This is a genomic window from Parvimonas sp. C2 (assembly GCF_035282405.1).
Classification (GTDB): domain Bacteria; phylum Bacillota; class Clostridia; order Tissierellales; family Peptoniphilaceae; genus Parvimonas.
Genome location: NZ_JAYKBP010000002.1, coordinates 110,308 through 128,912 on the forward strand (window position 1 = coordinate 110,308; position 18,605 = coordinate 128,912).

Sequence of the window (18,605 nt, forward strand, 5' to 3'; positions counted from 1 at the left end):
TATTACTTTTTACCATAAAATTATGATTGATTATATTAGAAGAATTATGATATAATATGTCTTGTGTATTTTAAATTTTAAAGGAGATTATAAATGAAATTAGGAATAGTTGGACTACCAAATGTTGGTAAAAGTACATTATTTAATGCAATTACTAAAGCCGGAGCTGAATCAGCAAATTACCCTTTCTGTACTATTGACCCTAATGTAGGTCTTGTAAATGTACCTGATGAAAGATTAAATAAATTGACAGAACTTTACAATTCAAAAAAGACAATTCCTGCAGTTATAGAATTTTATGATATTGCAGGTCTTGTAAAAGGAGCTAGTAAAGGTGAAGGTCTTGGAAATAAATTCTTATCTCATATTAGAGAAGTTGATGCAATTGTTGAAGTTATAAGATGTTTTGAAGATGAAAATATTGTCCATGTAGACGGAGAAGTTAATCCTCTAAGAGATGTTGAAACTATCAACTTAGAACTTATACTATCAGATCTTGAGCTAGTTGAAAAGAGATTAGAAAAAGCTAGAAAATCACTAAAGGGAAATAAAAGTTTTAAAGAGGAAGTGGACCTTTTAGAAAAAATATTACCTGTTTTAGAAGAAGGAAAATCTATTAGATCTTTAAGTTTTGACGATAGTGAAAAAGCAATTTTAAAAAACTTTTCTCTTCTTAGTGTAAAGCCTATTATTTATGTAGCAAATGTAAATGAAGATGATATGCTTGATGAAGGAAAAAGCAATGAATATGTAAAAGTATTAGATGATTTTGCAAAGAAAGAAAATTCAGGAATTGTAGTAATAAGTGCTCAAATAGAAAAAGAAATTTCAGAACTTGAAGATGATGAACAAATTGAATTTTTAAATGATTTAGGCATATCTGAAAGTGGTGTTTCAAAGCTAATAAAAGAAAGCTACAATCTTTTAGGTCTTATGAGCTTTTTAACAGCAGGTCCAGAAGAAACAAGAGCTTGGACTATTAAAATTGGAACAACTGCAGTAAATGCCGCAGGAAAAATACATTCAGATATTCAAAGAGGATTTATCAGAGCTGAAATTGTAAATTATGATGATTTAATTTCTCTAGGTAGTATGGTTGCAGCAAGAGAAAAAGGTCTTGTAAGACTTGAAGGAAAAGAATATATTATGCAAGATGGAGATGTAGTTTACTTCAGATTTAATGTATAATAATTTAGGGGATTAAAAATGAGAAAAAAATTATTACTAATGTTATTGGTATTAACAACTATTGTTGGCTGTGGAAAGAATGAGAATAACACAAAAGAAAAGGAAAGCACTCAATCAACAATTACTGAAGAACAAAAAGATGAAATTACTCAAAAAGTAAAAGAAAGAGAAATAAAAAAAATAAAGGCAGAAGTTCATAAGGAAGTTCTGTCTAAATTTATGGAGCTTTTATCTAAGAATTCAAATGGAGAATTTGAAATAGCTTATAATATAAATGTTGATGCAATAACTCTTCTTGCGGTTGGAGAAACGAAACAATCCGTAATGAATACAATAAATAATAATGATGATGAAGAGCTGAAAAAAATGGCAAAACATCTCAAAAAGACTGAGATGGATGAAGTATTTCCAAACATTCAATTATACTTTTTAAATCCTGAAAAACCTGATACAGTAGCTTTAATTTATAAAAATGGAGTAGTTACAAAAGCAAATGAAGAATTAAATATTAATGAAGAAAAAATCGAAGGAGAAGATAAAATTTCTTCTGAAGTTTTAACAGCTAAAGAAATTAAAAAAATTAAATCACAAACCAAAAAAGAATTTTTAGCAAGATTTATAGAAGTTTTTCAAGAAGAAATGAAGGACGAGGGAGATGTCGAATATAACGAAGAACAAGATGCTATAAATATTAAACTAAAAGGTGAATCAAAAGAAGGTCTTAGCAATATCTTAAAAGAAAAAAACAGCCAAGAAGCTAAAAAAACTTGGAAAAAGGCTTCTGAAAACTTTGTATATTCATCAAATATCATAAGCCAAGTTGTTGCAGATCTTGTGATAAATATACTACATCCAGATGATGATAGTAAAGTATTATTATCTTTAAAGAATGGTCAAATTTTAGAGGATAATTTTTTGAAGTAATAGAAAATTTATATTAGACAAATTATCATAAAAATAGACTGTGCCATCAGCACAGTCTATTTTCTTATCAAACTCTCTATTTTCCTAGAATTTGTTTTACTTCTTCATCTTTTAATTCATAATTGTAAAATAACTTATAAAATTCTTTTACTTCTTTTTCCATATCATATTTATAAATTTCAGGATAAACTAGATTTCCAAGCCATTTCATTCCAATTACTCTATTAACTGCTGGTGGTCTTCCGAAAAAGTTATAAGGGCCACTAGGAGTGTAAAAAACTTTATTTTCTTTTACAGCTTTTAGAGTTTTAAAAGTTGCCTCTCCTTTGATTTGCTCAGCCAATTCTTTTGATTCAAAAATTAAGAAATCTGGATTTACTTCTGATAATCTTTCAAAAGGAATTTCATTTCCTGAACCACCTTGAACTTTTTCTACAGTGATTGGATTTTGAGCACCGATAAATTCAATAATATCAGCATGGATAGATCCTTTTGCATTTGCAAATAGTCCTGTTTTTCCTCCACCATAGTAAACTTTCTTAACATCTTTTATCTTTGCTTTATTTTCTTCAATTTCCTTATATGTCTTCTTTATATAGTCTGAAAGTTCTTTTCCTCTTTCTTTATTTCCTAAAACTTCAGCGAGTCTTTCAAATGCTTCCGGTAATTTATCAAGAGTTAATTCTATAAATACTACAGGAATCTTTAATTGTTCTTGAAGCTTATTTAAATCTTCCTCAATTCCTTTTTTCTTTTCACCCATGTCAATTATTACATCAGGTTTTGCATTAATAACTGCTTCCATATTTAGATTGGCTTTTTTACCATAAAATGCACCAAATTCAGGCAATTTTTTTAAATCTTCTGAAATGTACTTTTCAGTACTTTGAGAAAATTTTGATGCAATTCCAACCAACTTTTTTGGTTCATAAATATGCAACATAACTTGTGCAGGATTCCCTGATGGTGCAACCTTAGTTATATTTTGTTTTAAAGTAACTTCTCTACCTAAGTCATCTTTAAAAACTCTTGTTTCTTCTTTTGTTTCTGTTTGTTGTTTTTCTTCCTTCTTTTCAGTGTTTCTTGAACAAGCAGTAAACAGAAGTCCAAAAGCTAAACAAAGCGCTAAAATTCTTTTAAACTTTTTCATATTTCCTCCTTTTCCACTACCACAATTGCTGTGTTTTTAGGTTTACAATAATATTTTGTAAAAACTTCTCCATTGTAGCTGTAATCTATATCTTTTACATTAGATATCAAATTAATTCCTTCTTCTCCATACCATTTTTTTAAATACTTTATAACCTCTTCATCATCTTTTAATGGCTGACCAAATTCAAAAGTTTGTCTGTAAATTTTATAGGATACTTTTCTATCATCCAAAAATTTACAAATATCCTGAATCGTATTTTTTTTCGGATTATGTACTATCTCTTTTTCGACATCATTTCGAATTATAATCATTCTTTTGGAAAATAGATTATAAAAATTATAAAAATAATCTTCAATGTCCCCAAAATGAGAGAATAAAATATTGTCTTTCTTCTCAATTTTTTCTAAAAGTTCCCCATTATAGCAGTCCGACCAGATTGTTTTAAAATTTTTAATTTTATTTTTAGAAATTCTTTTTTCTAAAAGTTCTAAAACATTCTCATCATAATCCACCCCAACTATATCACTGAAATAATCAGATAATTTCATGGGTAAAATTCCCAATCCACAACCAAAATCAATGAGGCTTTCTCCTTTCGGAATGACTTTTTTTATTTCTAAAGTCATATTGTCGTGATATTTAGTATATTCTGAAGCAACTAAATACCATTTTATTCTATCCTCATTCCAGAACATAATCTCGTCTAACCTCCTTATAATCAGGAATACAAAATTTTCCACTTTCAGTTTCAATCAAATTTATAGGAACATTATATAGTTTCTCTAAAATTTCTTTATTTAAAATGGAGATATCTCCAAAATGACTTTCCTTATTTTTTTTAACTATCAAAATTTTATCTGCATAAGTTAAAGCGTGATTAGGATTATGAGTAGTAATTAAAAAGCCTATATTTTTTTTCTTCAATGAATTACAAATCTCCATTATCTTAAGTTGATTTCCATAATCTAAGTTTGCAACCGGTTCATCCATAAAAATATAGTTATTAGCTTGTAACAATGCTCTTGCAATTAGCACAAGCTGTCTTTCTCCACCACTAATTTGTCTATAATTTTTATCTTTTAAATAAGAAATTCCTAAAGCTTTTAAAATTTCAACTGATTTTTCATAATCTTCCTTAGTGGTTTTATAGAAAAATCCATCTTTTTTAGAATAATTTCCCATTAAGATAACATCAATAACCTTATAGTCAAAAGCTGGAAAATGAATTTGTGGAATATACGAAATAAATCTTGAAAGTTTTTTACTATCCAATACTTTTAAATCAAAATCATCAATAATTGCATTTCCATTTTTTATAGGAATAAGTTTTAAAAGTGCTTTTAATAAAGTTGATTTTCCAGCCCCATTTTCTCCTAAAATGCAGATTATCTCTCCTTTATTTAATGAAAAACTAATATCTTTTAATATTTCATTCTTCCCATAAAAAACATTTAAATTTTTAACCTCTATCATAATCTCTACCTTTTTTATAAATCAAATACAAGAATATTGGAGCTCCGATAAAAGAAGTAACTATTCCAATTGGAATTTCTGATGTAGTAATATTTCTGCATAAAATATCGATGACAAGTAAAAAACTAGCTCCTAAAAGTCCAGATGCAGGAATTACAAATCTATAATCATCCCCAAAAATAAGTCTTGAAAAATGTGGTATTACAAGTCCAATCCAACCTATTATACCTGTAACCGCAACACTTGAAGCAGTCATAAGTGTTGCAAAAAATATTATAATAAATCTTATTTTTTCAGTATTAAGTCCAAGTGTTTTTGCCTCTTCTTCACCCATTGTAAAAATATTTATTTCTATTTTATAAAGATTAGATACAATAAGACCTGTTACTATCGGGAAAAATATAAATTTAAAATCTATCATTTTTACAGAAGCTAAAGAACCCATAAGCCAATATGTTATACTTGGCAGTTGGTTCTCTGTATCTGCAACAAGTTTTACAAAGGAAATTAAAGAAGAAAATAAACTTCCTATCATCATTCCAGTTAAAATAAGACCTAAAATTCTATCACTTCTAAAAATTTTGCTTAAAGTGTAAGTTACAAAAACTGAGAGAATACCTAAACTAAAAGACAAAAGTGTTATTTCAAAAAAATTAAAATACATCAGTATTCCAAATGCACTACCAAATGCTGCAGCTTGAGTCGTTCCCAAAATGTCTGGACTCACCATAGGATTTTTTAAAAGTCCTTGATATAATGCTCCACTTGTAGAAATCCCAGCTCCTACTAAAATTGCACATAGAACACGAGGAATCCTTATATTCCAAATCACCGTACTTGCAGGTGAATTATCAACTATTCCATAAAAAAATCTATCTGTTATCACTTTTATTACATCCAAAAATTTGATTGGATATCGACCAATACTAAAAGAAAAAATAAAAGTTAAAACTAAAAAAACTACTAAAAATAAGAACTTTATTCTTACTTTTTTATCAATCATAACTATGTTCTCCAAAAAATATAACGTTATATAAATTATAAATTATTAATATGAAAAAGTCAATGAAAATCAAACTTTGTTTATGGTTAACTATGTAGTAAATTCAAATTTTTAAACATAAAAAAGCAGTAAAACAATTTTATATTTTACTGCTTTTATTCCGAATCAACAAGGTTCTCGAGCACCCTTGCACGATGCAAAGCATCGTGGAAAGATTGGATTCTAATTTGTACAAGATATTATAATTTTTAACAAACTTTTTCACAGAAAAGCTTGATAGTTATAAATATTTCAGATATACTTACTTTAGAAACATGTTGTATAAAAACTAGGAGGTGTTATTATGACATCAAGAGAATGGTTTCTTTCTGTATTATCTTGGATTATGATTTTTTATATACAAATCCTTTATAAAAAATTTGTAATCCCTAGTATAGAAAAAGAAAAAAACATATCCCTTAGAAAATTTGTAATATATAGTAGAATTGTTTATTTTGTAATTGTTATAGGATTACTTTATTTCATGATATTTTTGAGGTATTAATCTTAACATATAATTTTAAAATTGATATATAAATAGTATAAAAAATTTTAAATAACAATTATACATTCATTCATTATTTCTACAATTTATATTTTGCATAAATTTAATAAATCATAAAAAGGCAGTGTTTTCGTTCACATTGCCTTTTTCTCATCTCATATAAAAATTAAATACATTGTAGGAATATCTCCATATTAGTTATTCAGTCTTAAAAACTATTCTAATGTAAGATTACTTTTTAATATTTTATTTGCGTTTTCAACTCCAACATAGCGAAAATGCCAAGGTTCGAACTTAAAATTAGTTAAGTCTTCCTTATTTTCAGGATAATGAAGAATAAATCCATATTTATGAGCATTTTTTATAAGCCAGTGAAATTCTTCTGTTTCTTTAAATGCTTCTGTTAAATTTTTTTCTTCATCTTTGCCAATTATATCTAAACTTTGTCCAATCTGCGATTCATTATGCCATGCCATTGCATACATTGCATAATTAAGAGCTCCATCAGATTTTGGTGCATTTTTGTGAATCTCTTTTTGTTCATCATAGCTTACATAATCTTTATATAAATTCAGAGTTATTTTTTCTCTATTTGCATCAACTTTCATTAATTCAAATTGTTTCTCAACAAATTTATCCATTTGCGGATTAAAATCACTTGGTAATCCGTGTTCAGTATTTACCAAAAGCATTCCCTTTATAACTTTAAAATTTTTGTCTTTAGATACATTTTCAATATTTTTACTCTTAACAAAATAAAATTTCTCATTGTATTTTATTTTGCTTACTCCATCTTTATATCCATAAACTTCAAGATACTTTCCCTTATCTATTTCATCTTTTTAAATAGAAAGATTAGAATTTTCATAAATAAGAGTTTTTTCCAATGTTTTGGCATAATTTGTTAAAATATCTGAAAAATCTCTAACTTCAGGTAAAGATAAATTTTCAAAATTATAAGGTAAATCTTTTTCTATTTCCAATTTTTTACTTTTATTTTTAGTATATAATGAAAATACTACATAGGAAAGAATTAATATAAAAATTACTATTATAAAAATAACTCTTCTACTTTTTGTCTTTCTCAAAATTACCCTATATTTAATTATATATTAATACATAATTAAAGGGATTTAGAAATCTAAATCCCTTTAAACTACTTTTTATTCAACATCTAATACTTTTCTTCCTTTATACATTCCTGTGTCAGGATTAACTCTGTGAGGTACAACCAATTCATTAGTTTCAGGATCTCTAACTAGAGCCACTTTAGGTAGTCTATATGAAGATGCTCTTCTTTTATCTCTTCTTGCTTTTGAAGTTTTTCTCTTAGGTACTGCCATTATAACACCTCCTCTGAATTCTTATAACATATACCTCCGTTCTAAACGGATAACAGAAGTATTATACTACAAAAAAATTAATTTGTCAACATTATTTTACTAAATTCATAGTATCTCTTGCAATCATTAATTCTTCATTTGTAGGAACTATTAAAACTTTTACTCTAGAGTTGTCTGCTGAAATAACTGATTCTTCTCTTGTGTCATTCTTAGCATCATCAATAATAATTCCATATTCTTCCATATTTTCTAATATTAATTTACGCATTGAAGCTGAATTTTCTCCAATACCACCAGCAAATGAAATTGCATCAATATGTCCTAATTCAGCCATAAATCCACCAACATATCTTCTTACTCTTGTGATGAACATATCTAATGCAAGTTGTGCTCTTTCATTTCCTTTTTCTGCTGCTTCTTCTAAATCTCTAAAATCTGAACTTAATCCTGATACTCCAAGAACTCCAGATTTTTTATTTAAAATTTGATTCATTTCGTCAGCTGAATATCCTTTTTCATTCATTAAGAATGTCATAACAGTTGGGTCAATATCCCCACTTCTTGTTCCCATCAAAAGTCCTTCCAACGGAGTTAATCCCATTGTTGTATCATAGCATTCTCCATTTTTAATTGCAGCTATTGATGATCCATTTCCTAAGTGAACAGTTATAATATTTAAGTTTTTCTTATCTGTCTTTAATAACTCAGCAGTTCTTAAAGTTACATATCTATGACTTGTTCCATGGAAACCAAATTTTCTTAATCTATAATCTTCATAATATTCATAAGGAATTGCATACATAAAAGTTCTTGCTGGCATAGTTTGATGGAATGCTGTATCGAATACTGCAATATTTTTCTTTCCAGGAACTAGGCTTTCACAAGCTTCAATACCCATTAAGTTTGCAGGGTTATGTAGTGGTCCAAATTTAATAAATTCTTTAACTTTTGCTTTTACATTTTCATCAATTACACATGATGCTGTTAATTTATCTCCACCATGAAGTACTCTATGTCCAATTGCATTAACTTCATCTAAGCTCTTAACAACTCCATATTTTTCATGAACCAAAGCATCAAATACATGTTTGATAGCTGCTGTATGGTCTTTCATTGCTTCTTCAACAACTAACTTTTCATTTCCAACTTTGTGAGTTAATTTTGAACCTTCAATACCAATTCTTTCAACTAATCCTTTACATAATACACTTTCATCAGTCATATCAAATAATTGATATTTTAAAGATGAACTTCCACAGTTAATAACTAAAATTTTCATTAATTTCCTCCTAAATTTTATAAAATCATATTTTACATACATAGATATTTTACTATTTTGAGCTCAATAAGTCAATACAATTTTTACAGATATCTCTTAAGAAAATTGAATAATTCAAATAATTTTCTAGTTTTTAAAAAATTTAAACTTTTTTAGATAAGTATAGCTGACTTTAATTCAAGTCAGCTATATTATTGTGAAACAACAAGGTTCCCGGGTACCCACCCGATGCGAAGCATCGTGGAAGGGTGAGGTTCTTATTATATTATTTAAAATATCATTTTTTAAAATTTATTTTATTTTCATTCCCATTTACGAGTCTTATTATATTACTCTTATGCCTAAAAATACTCAAACTTGCTAAAAATAAAAATGTAAGTAAAACATAAATATTTCTATATCCAAAAAATATATATGATATTGGCAATACTAAAGTCGTTGTAAGCATTGAACCCAACGATATATATTTCGTCAATACAACTATTGTAATAAACATTATAATTGCTACAATTGCAATTTTATAGTCTAAAAATATTATAAATCCAAAAGAGGAAGCAATACCCTTTCCACCTTTAAAATTTAAAAATATCGGCCAATTATGTCCAATAACAACAAAAATTCCTGCTAAAAGAACACCATTTAATCCTAATAGTTTCATCCCTATAAAACAAGCTAAAATTGATTTTAAAAGGTCAACAATAAATGTTAGAGCTCCTGCCTTAATTCCAAAGACTCTTAATGCATTCGTCGTTCCAGCATTTTTACTTCCATAATCTCTAATATCTTTATTGAATAATAACTTTCCAAAAATCATTCCACCAGATATATTACCTAAAATATAAGCAATAATTATACAAGATATAAAATTAAACATTTTCTTCTCCCCTTGCTCTAAGTTCAAAAACTATAGGAGAAGAAGTAAATGAAAAATTCTTTCTAATTTGATTTTCCAAATATCTCAAATAAGAAAAATGCATCAACTCCACTTTATTTACAAATATTACAAATTTTGGCGGTCTGACTGAAACTTGACTTGCATAAAATATTTTAAGTCTTTGTCCCTTATCAGTAGGTGGTGAATTATGAACAACTGCATCATTTATAATATCATTTAAAATTCCTGTTGAAATTCTTGTACTATAATTTTCATCTGCAATTTTAATTGCCTCAAACAATTTATCTATTCTTTGACCCGTTTTAACTGAAATAAAAACAAGTTGTGCATATGGAACAAAGCTTAATTTAGTTCTTATATCATCTTCAAAGGCTTTATAAGTTTTATTATCTTTTACTATTAAATCCCATTTATTAACTGCTATGATTAAAGCCTTATTTTGTTCTTTAGCAAAACCAATAACCTTTGTATCCTGTTCCGTAACACCTTCTGTAGCATCGATCAAAAGAATTGCAATATCTGATCTTTCAACTGCATTTAAAGTTCTTACTACACTATATCTTTCCAAGTTTTCAGTTATATTCTTTTTTCTTCTTAGCCCCGCAGTATCAGTGAAAATGTAAGTTTTTCCGTCAATTTCAACTCTTGAATCAATAGAATCTCTAGTAGTTCCGGCAATATCAGAAACAATCATTCTTTCTTCCCCAAGAATTCTATTCATTAAAGAGCTCTTCCCTACATTAGGTTTCCCAATTAATGCAATTTTTGTTACTTCATCTTCTTCTCCTGTATATTTATTTTCAGGAAATTCTTTTATAATTTCATCAAGCAAATCTCCAAGTCCAAAACCTTGAGTTGCTGAAATAATATTCAAATTTTCAAAACCAAGTTCGTAAAACTCGTAAACTTCTGCAGGCATTTTATGAGTATCAATTTTATTTACAGCTAGAACAACTGGCTTTTTAGTTCTTCTTAAATAGTTTGAAATTTCTCTATCTTCATCCATTAAGCCATTTTTTCCATCAACAACAAATAAAATTACATCAGCATTTTCCATTGCAACATCAGCTTGAGCTTTAATCTTTTGTAAAATAATATCATCACTATTAGGCTCAAGTCCTCCTGTATCGCAAAGAATAAAATGTTTATTTTGCCATTCAGCATCTTGATATAATCTATCTCTCGTAACACCAGGAGTATCTTCAGTAATAGCAATTCTTTTATTTATAAGTTTATTAAAAAGTGTTGATTTCCCAACATTTGGTCGTCCAACTACACAAACTAAAGGTCTTTCCATAAATTCACCTCCACTTTCTTAATATATTTTAACATATTTTGTTATTTAAAAAAATAAGCTCCTATAAAGGAGCTCATTATTATACTGGATAAATAGAAACTTGTTTTTTATCTCTACCTTTTCTCTCAAATCTTACAACACCAGAAACTTTAGCAAAAAGTGTATCATCTCCACCCTTACCAACATTTACTCCTGGGTGTATTTTTGTTCCACGTTGTCTAACTAAAATATTTCCTGCAAGAACGAATTGTCCATCCCCTCTTTTAGCGCCTAATCTTTTAGCTCTACTATCACGACCGTTCTTAGTACTACCTAAACCTTTTTTACTGGAAAAAAGTTGTAAATTAATTTTTAACATACTCTACACCTCCTTATAATAAATCTCAATATATTTATTATATTCTTCTTTCAATGATATAATGCCAACTTCAAAAGTTTTTATTATCGTCTGAATATCTCTAACCTTAGCTTCATCTAAATTTTCAATATCTATCATCATCTTTAAATAACCATCTCCTACATCTATATCCATATATTTAGGGTCTATGGAACAGATTTTTTCAATAGAATTTGGTGTATTTATTGATAAAACAGATAATGACGCACAGAGAATATCATTCTCTTTACTAAAATCAGCATGTCCATCCATTTCAAATCCATAATATAAATCTTTTTTCTTAAAAATATAAATATCAGTCATTAAAATGCAATACTTTCAATTTTAACTTTTGTAAATGGTTGACGATGTCCTTTTTTCTTTCTATAATTTTTCTTAGCTTTGAACTTAAAAATTATAACTTTCTTTCCTCTTCCATGTCTTTCAACAGTTCCTTCAACCTTAGCTCCTTCAACCAATGGAGAACCAACTTTAATATCTCCATCTTTAGAAACTAAAAGAACTTTATCGAAAGATACTTTAGAACCTTCTTCAACATTTAATTTTTCAACAAAAACGCTTTGTCCTTCTTCAACTTGGTATTGTTTACCACCAGTTTCAATTATTGCGTACATAGTGCACCTCCTCATTCTTAAGTCTCGCCGAAATTAGGTGCTATGCTTCAAAAACCTAATCCGTGCGGTAACACAACAAGTAGTATATCATAAAATTAACAAAAAATCAATATTTTTTTAATTTTTTCATTGATAGAAAGACTTTTATTTTCTAAAATTCATCTTTGTTATTAAAATATTAATAATCTCAAATCATTTCATTATTTTTAAAATTTATATTCCATTTAATATTTTAAAAAATATTAAATTTTAAAACTATAACTAAAATAACCTACCAATCTCTTCTTAAGTTTCTTTCTTCTATCTCTCTTTTAATCTCTTCATAAACTTTACCATATATTTTATCACCATAATCTATAATACATTTTTCTTTATAAATTTCAAGCTTTTGTAGTTCCTCTTCCTCAATTATTCCTTCACAAAAAAAGTGTTTTGCTTCCATTGCTAAATATAGATTTGCATAATTTTTATATATGGAATCTTTCAATAATTCTTTACATCTTTCATATTCAGATTCATAAAAATAATTAAGCGTTACTAAAGATAGATAAGCTAACTGAATATCAAAATTATAAAAATCTCTTTTTAAGTACTCATCCAGATGGTATAAAATTTTTTTATAAGTCTCCAATTCGCATTCTTACTGCTATTGCTTGATGAAAATGATTCACTCATAAGATAAATATAAAATCTGTATAATTTTCCTGTCCTACTATAATCATTGTTTCTTTCCATACTTTTTGCAAGCTCTAATATTTCTTCGCTTTCTTTCTTATATATTTTATATTTCTTTTCTTTATCTTCTCCTACTTCTTTGAATAACTCCTTAATTTCATTTTCTATTTTATCATATTTGTTCTTATAGTTAGGATATTCCATAACTTACTCCCTACTCTACACTATCTTATTTTAGTTTAGAACTATTTTATTTCAGTTTTTTCAATCTCCATTCTTATATCTCTGTGAATTTAAATAATTCATATAAATACCTCTTAATGAAGTTTCCTATTATCAAATCTACCAATCTGTTCTTAAATTTCTTTCTTCTATCTCTCTTTCAACTTCGTTATATATTTCCATATACATATCTTCCTCAGAGCTTGAAATATCCTCATTTTTTAGATTTATAAAATCTTCAATTCCTTCTTTCTTAATTCCATTGCTTAAATAAAAATTATCAGCATCCATTTCAAACCATTGTCTCGCAAACTTTTCAAATATCGAATCTTTTAAAAGCTCTACACATCTTTTATATTCTCCTTGATAATCAAAATATCCATATTCGCTATCAAGTACTACTAAAAGTAAATATTTTATTTGCATATCAAGATTATAGAAATCCTTTTTTAAGTATTCATCTATAATTGATATACTATTGTATAAGAATGAAGTCTCTGAATTGTCATTACAACAAATTCTGTTATTACTGTAGATACATTTATTCATATAACCACAATTATAATTGGAAAGATTATTGTCGCTAAAATTAACATAATTCCAAACAAACACACTGAACCTAAGATTAATATAAAGTCTGCTTAACTTTCCAGTTCTGTTATAATCATCATTTTTTTCCATTATTTTTACAAGTTCAATTTTTTCTTTTATCTTTTTTTCTATCACTACCTTTCGTTTTTCTTTATCTTCTCCTACTTCTTCAAATAACTTTTTAAATTTACCTTCTATATTTTCATATTTTTTCTTGTATTCTTTATATTCCATAACTTACTCCCTACTATATACTATCTTATTTTAGTTTAGAATTATTTTACTTCAGTTCTTTCAATCTCCGTTCTTATATCTCTGTGGATTTAAATAATTCATATAAATACCTCTTAATGAAATTTTCTATTATAAATCTACCAATCTCTTCTTAAGTTTCTTTCTTCTATCTCTCTTTTAGTCGCTTCATAAACTTTATCATATATTTTATCACCATAATCTGCAATATATCTTTCTTTGTAAGTTTCAAGTTTTTGTAGTTCCTCTTCCTCAATTATTCCTTCACAAAAAAAATGTTCTGCTTCCATCGCTAAATATAGATTTGCATAATTTTTAAGAACAGAATCTTTAGCCCATTCTTTATACTTTTCACATTCTACACTGTAAAAATAGCTTAAATCTGCTACAGTTAGATAGGTTAAATACATTTCTAGGTTATAAAAATCTTTTTTTAAGTATTCATCTATATGATATAAAACCTTTCTTGTAAGTCTCCAATTCATATCTTTGCAAAAACGATGATAAAATTCATCATATATAAGATTAATATAAAATCTGTACAATTCTCCTGTTCTATTATAATCATTATTTTCTTCCATATTTTTTACTAATTCTAATCTATCCTTTGTTTCTTGCTCATATATCTCTTTTTCTTTTTCTTTCTCTTTACCTTCTCCTATTTCTTCATATAATTTTCTATATTTTATTTTCATGTTTTCATATTTCTTCTTGTATTCTTGATATTCCATAACTTACTCCCTACTCTACACTATCTTATTTTAGTTTAGAACTATTTTATTTCAGTTTTTTCAATCCCCATTCTTATATCTCTGTGGATTTAAATAATTCATATAAATACCTCTTAATGAAATTTCCTATTATAAATCTACCAATCTCTTCTTAAGTTTCTTTCTTCTATCTCTCTTTTAGTCGCTTCATAAACTTTCTCATATATTTTATCACCATAATCTGCAAAATATTTTTCTTTGTAAGTTTCAAGCTTCTGTAGTTCCTCTTTTTCGATTATTCCCTCACAAAAATAGCATCCTGCTTCCATTGCTAAATATAGATTTGCATAATTTTTAAGAACAGAATCTTTCAATAATTCCTTACACCTTATATATTTTACCTCATAAAAGTAACTTAGTTCCGCCACAGTTAGATAGATTAAATACATTTCTAGGTTATAAAAATCTTTTTTTAAGTATTCATCTATATGATATAAAACCTTTCTTGTAAGTCTCCAATTCATGTCTTTATAAAAGCGATGATAAAATTCGTCCTTTATAAGACTAATATAAAATCTGTACAATTCTCCTGTTCTATTATAATCATTATTTTCTTCCATATTTTTTACTAATTCTAATCTATCCTTTGTTTCTTGCTCATATATCTCTTTTTTTTTCTCTTTACCTTCTCCTATTTCTTCATATAATTTTTTATATTTTATTTTCATGTTTTCATATTTTTTCTTGTATTCTTGATATTCCACAACTTACTCCTTTTACTCAAATTAGATTTTTATTCTTTTTGAGACTTTTATTAACTCAATTATAGCATATAATTATTGAATTTACAACGATAATCTATAAATATATTACAAAACCTACAGTTCTATTTTTACAATATAAAAGTTAAAAAAACTAAAAATTTTATATTATCTTAATTTTATGGTATAATTAATGTAGTTTTATGCCTTGTTGTAAAGCTATATTAATATTATTTTGAAAAACAAGATAAAATCAATTTATATAAAAATCAAAATGATTATTCTTTGAGGAGGTTTTTATGTCAGAGAAAAAAATTAAAGGTGCACATCCTAATCCCAAAAAAGGGAAGGAGATAAATAGTGTACAATATCAACCTAAAAAGGAGAAAAAGGTAAACAGTACTCAATATCAACCTAAAAAGGAAAAAAAGATTAACAGTGCTCAATTTCAATCTAAAAAAGAGAAAAAAAGTTTATTAAAACCATTTTTTAAAATTTTTAGTATTACTATATTGACAATTCTTATGCTTGGTGCTGGAATCACAGGTATTTTTGCAACAACATTTTTAGACATTATGAAAGAGGCTCCTGTTGTTGATACGTCAAATATAAATGAACTTATGATTCAATCATCAAAAATATTAGATAGAAATGAAAATGTGGTTGAAAAAATAGAAAACTTAGAAAATAGAACCATAGTAAAACTAAAGGATGTTCCTGAACATTTAATAAATGCTTTTATTTCTATTGAAGATGAAAGATTTTATTCACATAAGGGAGTTGACCCTATAGGAATAGCAAAAAGTCTTTTTGATACTGCAAGAGGTAGGCTTAGAGGTGGTTCAACAATCGCTCAACAATTGGCTAGAAACTTATATCTTTCCAGTGAAAAGAAAATTGAAAGAAAATTGAAAGAAGCCTATCTTGCCATAAAAATTACAGATAGTTTAAAAAGAGAGGGTGTTCTTGAAGCTTACTTAAATAGAGTTTTCTTGGGTCAACATTCCTATGGTGTTCAATCGGCAAGTCAAGGATATTTTTCAAAAGATGTAAAAGATTTAACTATTGCAGAATCTGCACTTCTTGCTGCTATTGTACAAAGTCCTACAAATTATTCTCTATATAAGACTATAAGGCCTGAAAATGTAGATGACGAATCTTCTGTTATAAAAGATCTAAATATTGGCGGTCAAGTATATAAAGCAGTATATAATCCTAAGGTTTTAGATAGACAAAAATATGTTTTGAAGAAAATGTATGAACTTAAAAAAATAACTAAAGAAGAGTATGATAATGCCCTTAAGGAAGATGTATTTGCAGCTATAAAGCCTAATAAGGGTTTTGAAAGAGAAGTATCAACTTATTTCACTGAATATGTTAAATATCAAGTTGCCGAAAAATTAATGAAAAAGTACAACTATACAAAGGAAGAAGCTTGGAATAAAATTTATAACGGTGGACTTACAATTCATTCAACGATGGATCAAACTATTCAGAAAAATATAGAAAAACTTTATAGTGATTTTGCAAATGCTATGAATGCTCCAAAGAAAGGCGGTCCAGCATTTGCATCATTTAAACGAGATAAATCGAATAATATTACTGATTCAAAAGGAAAAGTTATTTTATATAAGAAATCTAATATTTTAGATGGAAATAATAATATAATCATTCCTAAGGGAGAATTTTCTGTAAAAGAAGATCAATCTTTGGAAATAAAGAGTCCTAGAATTTCCATGTATCAAAATGTATTGTCGATATCTAGTTTTTATACTGTTAATAATCAAAACAATCTAGTTACTCATGGAATTGGAAGTTTTCAACTTCCTGAGAATAGTACAACTGTTGAAGGAGAAAAATCTGTAAAAATTTCAGCATCTTTCTTTGAAAATTATAAAGATTTTTACAGTATAGACAAAAATGGAAATTTACTTTTAAATTCCAAATATTTCCAAATAGATGAACAAGGAACTGTACAACCTCAATCATCGTCAGTTGTAATTGACCATACAACTGGACAACTGATTGCAATGGTTGGTGGTAGAGAAACGACAGGTCGTCCTTTAAATAGAGCTTATAGAGTTCCAAGACAACCAGGTTCTACAATGAAACCTATTGGGGTTTATACAGCTGCATTAGATAATGGATTTACTGCAGCTACTGGAATAGAAGATTCTCCACATTATAACGACAAAAAAGAGCTTTGGCCAAAGAACTGGTATAATGGTTATAGAGGATTACAAACATTAAGAGAAAGTATTGTTCAATCTATAAATGTTAATGCGGTTAAAACATTAGAAAAAATTGGTCTAGAAAAATCAAAAGAGTATTTGAAAAAATTTGGATTGATTAATGAAGACAACGAATTAGATGATACTTATGTTTCAAGGTCAGAAAATATAGAATATAATGATGAAAACTTATCAAGTATGGCTTTAGGTGGTATGACAAAAGGTATGACTAACTTAAAAATGACAGCGGCTTATGCAGCAATTGCTAATGATGGAAAGTACCGTGAACCTATTTCATTTACAAAAGTAGTCGACTCAACAGGAAAAGTTATTTTAGAGCCAGACCAAAAACAAAGAGAAGTTACTTCCAAAGAGAATGCCTTCATTATGAAAGATATTCTTAAGGGTGTCCCAAATGCTATGGCACAAGGAGCTAAACACCCGAATATAGAAGTTGCTGGTAAAACTGGTACTACAAGTGACCTTAGAGATTCTTGGTTTGTCGGGTTTTCACCTTATTATACAATTGGGACTTGGATCGGATTTGACAACCAAAACATAGAACTTAATAATAATAACTCTATGGCTGCTACTCTTTGGGGAAAAGTTAATAAAATAGTTTTAGAAGGAAAGCAAGCTAGGAAATTTGATCCACCACCTGAAAATGTAATAAAGAAATACGTTTCAATCAAGTCAGGGTTATTAGCTTCAGAGGGCTCGGCAAATGCAGTTTATGAATACTTTGTAAAAGGTACTGAGCCTACAAAATATGAAGAATTATATTTTATTTATTATAAAATAGATAAAAGAAATGGAAAGTTGGCAACAGCTTCAACAGCACCCCAATATATAGAAAACAAAAAATTCTATATAAAACCAAGTGCTTATAAGCCTGGTAAAACCAATTATGCTCCTGAAGATTTTATAACTCCACCTCCTAAAGAGGTATCTGAAATAGTAGATCCAAAAGATCCAAATGATAATTCAACCAATTCTCCAGATACAAATAATGGTGGTAATAATGATCAACATAATAATCCATAAAAAAGAAGT

At 27.5% G+C, this 18,605-nt stretch carries 22 protein-coding genes; 4 read left to right on the forward strand and 18 right to left on the reverse strand.

Annotated elements, in window-relative coordinates; all coding sequences use genetic code 11:
• Window positions 1-93: 93 nt before the first annotated feature.
• Window positions 94-1,188: a redox-regulated ATPase YchF gene (gene ychF / locus VJI95_RS03475; protein ID WP_324010265.1), complete on the forward strand. Its 1,095-nt coding sequence runs from the start codon at window positions 94-96 to the stop codon at window positions 1,186-1,188.
• Between the two features lie 18 nt (window positions 1,189-1,206).
• A complete protein-coding gene (locus VJI95_RS03480) occupies window positions 1,207-2,112 on the forward strand; it encodes a hypothetical protein (RefSeq protein WP_324000187.1) in 906 nt (301 codons plus the stop codon).
• 76 nt (window positions 2,113-2,188) lie between these two features.
• Here VJI95_RS03480 and VJI95_RS03485 read toward each other — a convergent pair whose 3' ends face one another.
• From VJI95_RS03485 to VJI95_RS03500, 4 genes are read right to left on the reverse strand one after another with little or no spacing between them, the layout of a single operon-like run.
• On the reverse strand, window positions 2,189-3,262 hold the full coding sequence (locus VJI95_RS03485; protein ID WP_324010266.1) for an ABC transporter substrate-binding protein: 1,074 nt from the start codon (window positions 3,260-3,262) through the stop codon (window positions 2,189-2,191).
• Window positions 3,259-3,960, reverse strand: a complete 702-nt coding sequence (locus VJI95_RS03490) for a class I SAM-dependent methyltransferase (protein ID WP_324010267.1) — start codon at window positions 3,958-3,960, stop codon at window positions 3,259-3,261. The genes VJI95_RS03485 and VJI95_RS03490 overlap by 4 nt, the downstream gene beginning before the upstream one ends.
• On the reverse strand, window positions 3,947-4,738 hold the full coding sequence (locus VJI95_RS03495; RefSeq protein WP_324010268.1) for an ABC transporter ATP-binding protein: 792 nt from the start codon (window positions 4,736-4,738) through the stop codon (window positions 3,947-3,949). The genes VJI95_RS03490 and VJI95_RS03495 overlap by 14 nt, the downstream gene beginning before the upstream one ends.
• Window positions 4,725-5,741: a FecCD family ABC transporter permease gene (locus VJI95_RS03500; RefSeq protein WP_324010269.1), complete on the reverse strand. Its 1,017-nt coding sequence runs from the start codon at window positions 5,739-5,741 to the stop codon at window positions 4,725-4,727. Before VJI95_RS03500 ends, VJI95_RS03495 begins: the two co-directional genes overlap by 14 nt.
• Window positions 5,742-6,084: 343 nt before the next feature.
• On the opposite strand from VJI95_RS03500, the gene VJI95_RS03505 reads away from it, so the two are divergent.
• Entirely contained in the window at window positions 6,085-6,285 is a 201-nt protein-coding gene (locus VJI95_RS03505) for a hypothetical protein (RefSeq protein WP_324010270.1), read from the forward strand.
• Window positions 6,286-6,500: 215 nt separating this feature from the next.
• On the opposite strand, the gene VJI95_RS03510 is transcribed toward VJI95_RS03505, so the two are convergent.
• The 14 genes from VJI95_RS03510 to VJI95_RS03575 form a co-directional block, all read right to left on the reverse strand.
• The gene (locus VJI95_RS03510; RefSeq protein WP_324010271.1) at window positions 6,501-6,971 is read right to left on the reverse strand and encodes a M15 family metallopeptidase; all 471 of its coding nucleotides are present in this window, start codon (window positions 6,969-6,971) and stop codon (window positions 6,501-6,503) included.
• A gap of 156 nt (window positions 6,972-7,127) precedes the next feature.
• The gene (locus tag VJI95_RS03515) at window positions 7,128-7,373 is read right to left on the reverse strand and encodes a hypothetical protein (protein WP_324010272.1); all 246 of its coding nucleotides are present in this window, start codon (window positions 7,371-7,373) and stop codon (window positions 7,128-7,130) included.
• A 75-nt stretch (window positions 7,374-7,448) separates the two neighbouring features.
• Entirely contained in the window at window positions 7,449-7,628 is a 180-nt protein-coding gene (rpmF, locus tag VJI95_RS03520) for a 50S ribosomal protein L32 (RefSeq protein ID WP_004832204.1), read from the reverse strand.
• Window positions 7,629-7,719: 91 nt separating this feature from the next.
• Entirely contained in the window at window positions 7,720-8,907 is a 1,188-nt protein-coding gene (locus VJI95_RS03525; RefSeq protein WP_324010273.1) for an acetate/propionate family kinase, read from the reverse strand.
• Window positions 8,908-9,184: 277 nt separating this feature from the next.
• Window positions 9,185-9,781 carry a glycerol-3-phosphate 1-O-acyltransferase PlsY gene (gene plsY, locus VJI95_RS03530; RefSeq protein WP_324010274.1) on the reverse strand — a complete coding sequence of 199 codons (597 nt, stop codon included), beginning with the start codon at window positions 9,779-9,781 and terminating at the stop codon, window positions 9,185-9,187.
• Window positions 9,774-11,099 (reverse strand): ribosome biogenesis GTPase Der, encoded by a 1,326-nt coding sequence (gene der / locus VJI95_RS03535; protein ID WP_324010275.1) that lies wholly within the window; start codon window positions 11,097-11,099, stop codon window positions 9,774-9,776. The genes plsY and der overlap by 8 nt, the downstream gene beginning before the upstream one ends.
• Before the next feature lie 79 nt (window positions 11,100-11,178).
• Window positions 11,179-11,457 (reverse strand): 50S ribosomal protein L27, encoded by a 279-nt coding sequence (gene rpmA, locus VJI95_RS03540; RefSeq protein WP_324010276.1) that lies wholly within the window; start codon window positions 11,455-11,457, stop codon window positions 11,179-11,181.
• A gap of 3 nt (window positions 11,458-11,460) precedes the next feature.
• Window positions 11,461-11,799 carry a ribosomal-processing cysteine protease Prp gene (locus VJI95_RS03545; RefSeq protein ID WP_324010277.1) on the reverse strand — a complete coding sequence of 113 codons (339 nt, stop codon included), beginning with the start codon at window positions 11,797-11,799 and terminating at the stop codon, window positions 11,461-11,463.
• Window positions 11,799-12,110: a 50S ribosomal protein L21 gene (gene rplU / locus VJI95_RS03550; RefSeq protein WP_324010278.1), complete on the reverse strand. Its 312-nt coding sequence runs from the start codon at window positions 12,108-12,110 to the stop codon at window positions 11,799-11,801. The genes VJI95_RS03545 and rplU overlap by 1 nt, the downstream gene beginning before the upstream one ends.
• Before the next feature lie 271 nt (window positions 12,111-12,381).
• Complete coding sequence (locus VJI95_RS03555) at window positions 12,382-12,741, reverse strand: hypothetical protein (protein WP_324010279.1); 360 nt, start codon at window positions 12,739-12,741, stop codon at window positions 12,382-12,384.
• On the reverse strand, window positions 12,696-12,989 hold the full coding sequence (locus VJI95_RS03560) for a hypothetical protein (protein WP_324010280.1): 294 nt from the start codon (window positions 12,987-12,989) through the stop codon (window positions 12,696-12,698). Before VJI95_RS03560 ends, VJI95_RS03555 begins: the two co-directional genes overlap by 46 nt.
• Before the next feature lie 138 nt (window positions 12,990-13,127).
• Window positions 13,128-13,832: a hypothetical protein gene (locus VJI95_RS03565; protein WP_324010281.1), complete on the reverse strand. Its 705-nt coding sequence runs from the start codon at window positions 13,830-13,832 to the stop codon at window positions 13,128-13,130.
• 137 nt (window positions 13,833-13,969) lie between these two features.
• Window positions 13,970-14,581, reverse strand: coding sequence for a hypothetical protein (locus VJI95_RS03570; protein WP_324010282.1), 612 nt, complete (start codon window positions 14,579-14,581; stop codon window positions 13,970-13,972).
• A 137-nt stretch (window positions 14,582-14,718) separates the two neighbouring features.
• Complete coding sequence (locus VJI95_RS03575; RefSeq protein WP_324010283.1) at window positions 14,719-15,324, reverse strand: hypothetical protein; 606 nt, start codon at window positions 15,322-15,324, stop codon at window positions 14,719-14,721.
• Between the two features lie 296 nt (window positions 15,325-15,620).
• On the opposite strand from VJI95_RS03575, the gene VJI95_RS03580 reads away from it, so the two are divergent.
• Window positions 15,621-18,596, forward strand: a complete 2,976-nt coding sequence (locus VJI95_RS03580) for a transglycosylase domain-containing protein (protein ID WP_324010284.1) — start codon at window positions 15,621-15,623, stop codon at window positions 18,594-18,596.
• The last annotated feature ends 9 nt before the right edge of the window (window positions 18,597-18,605 follow it).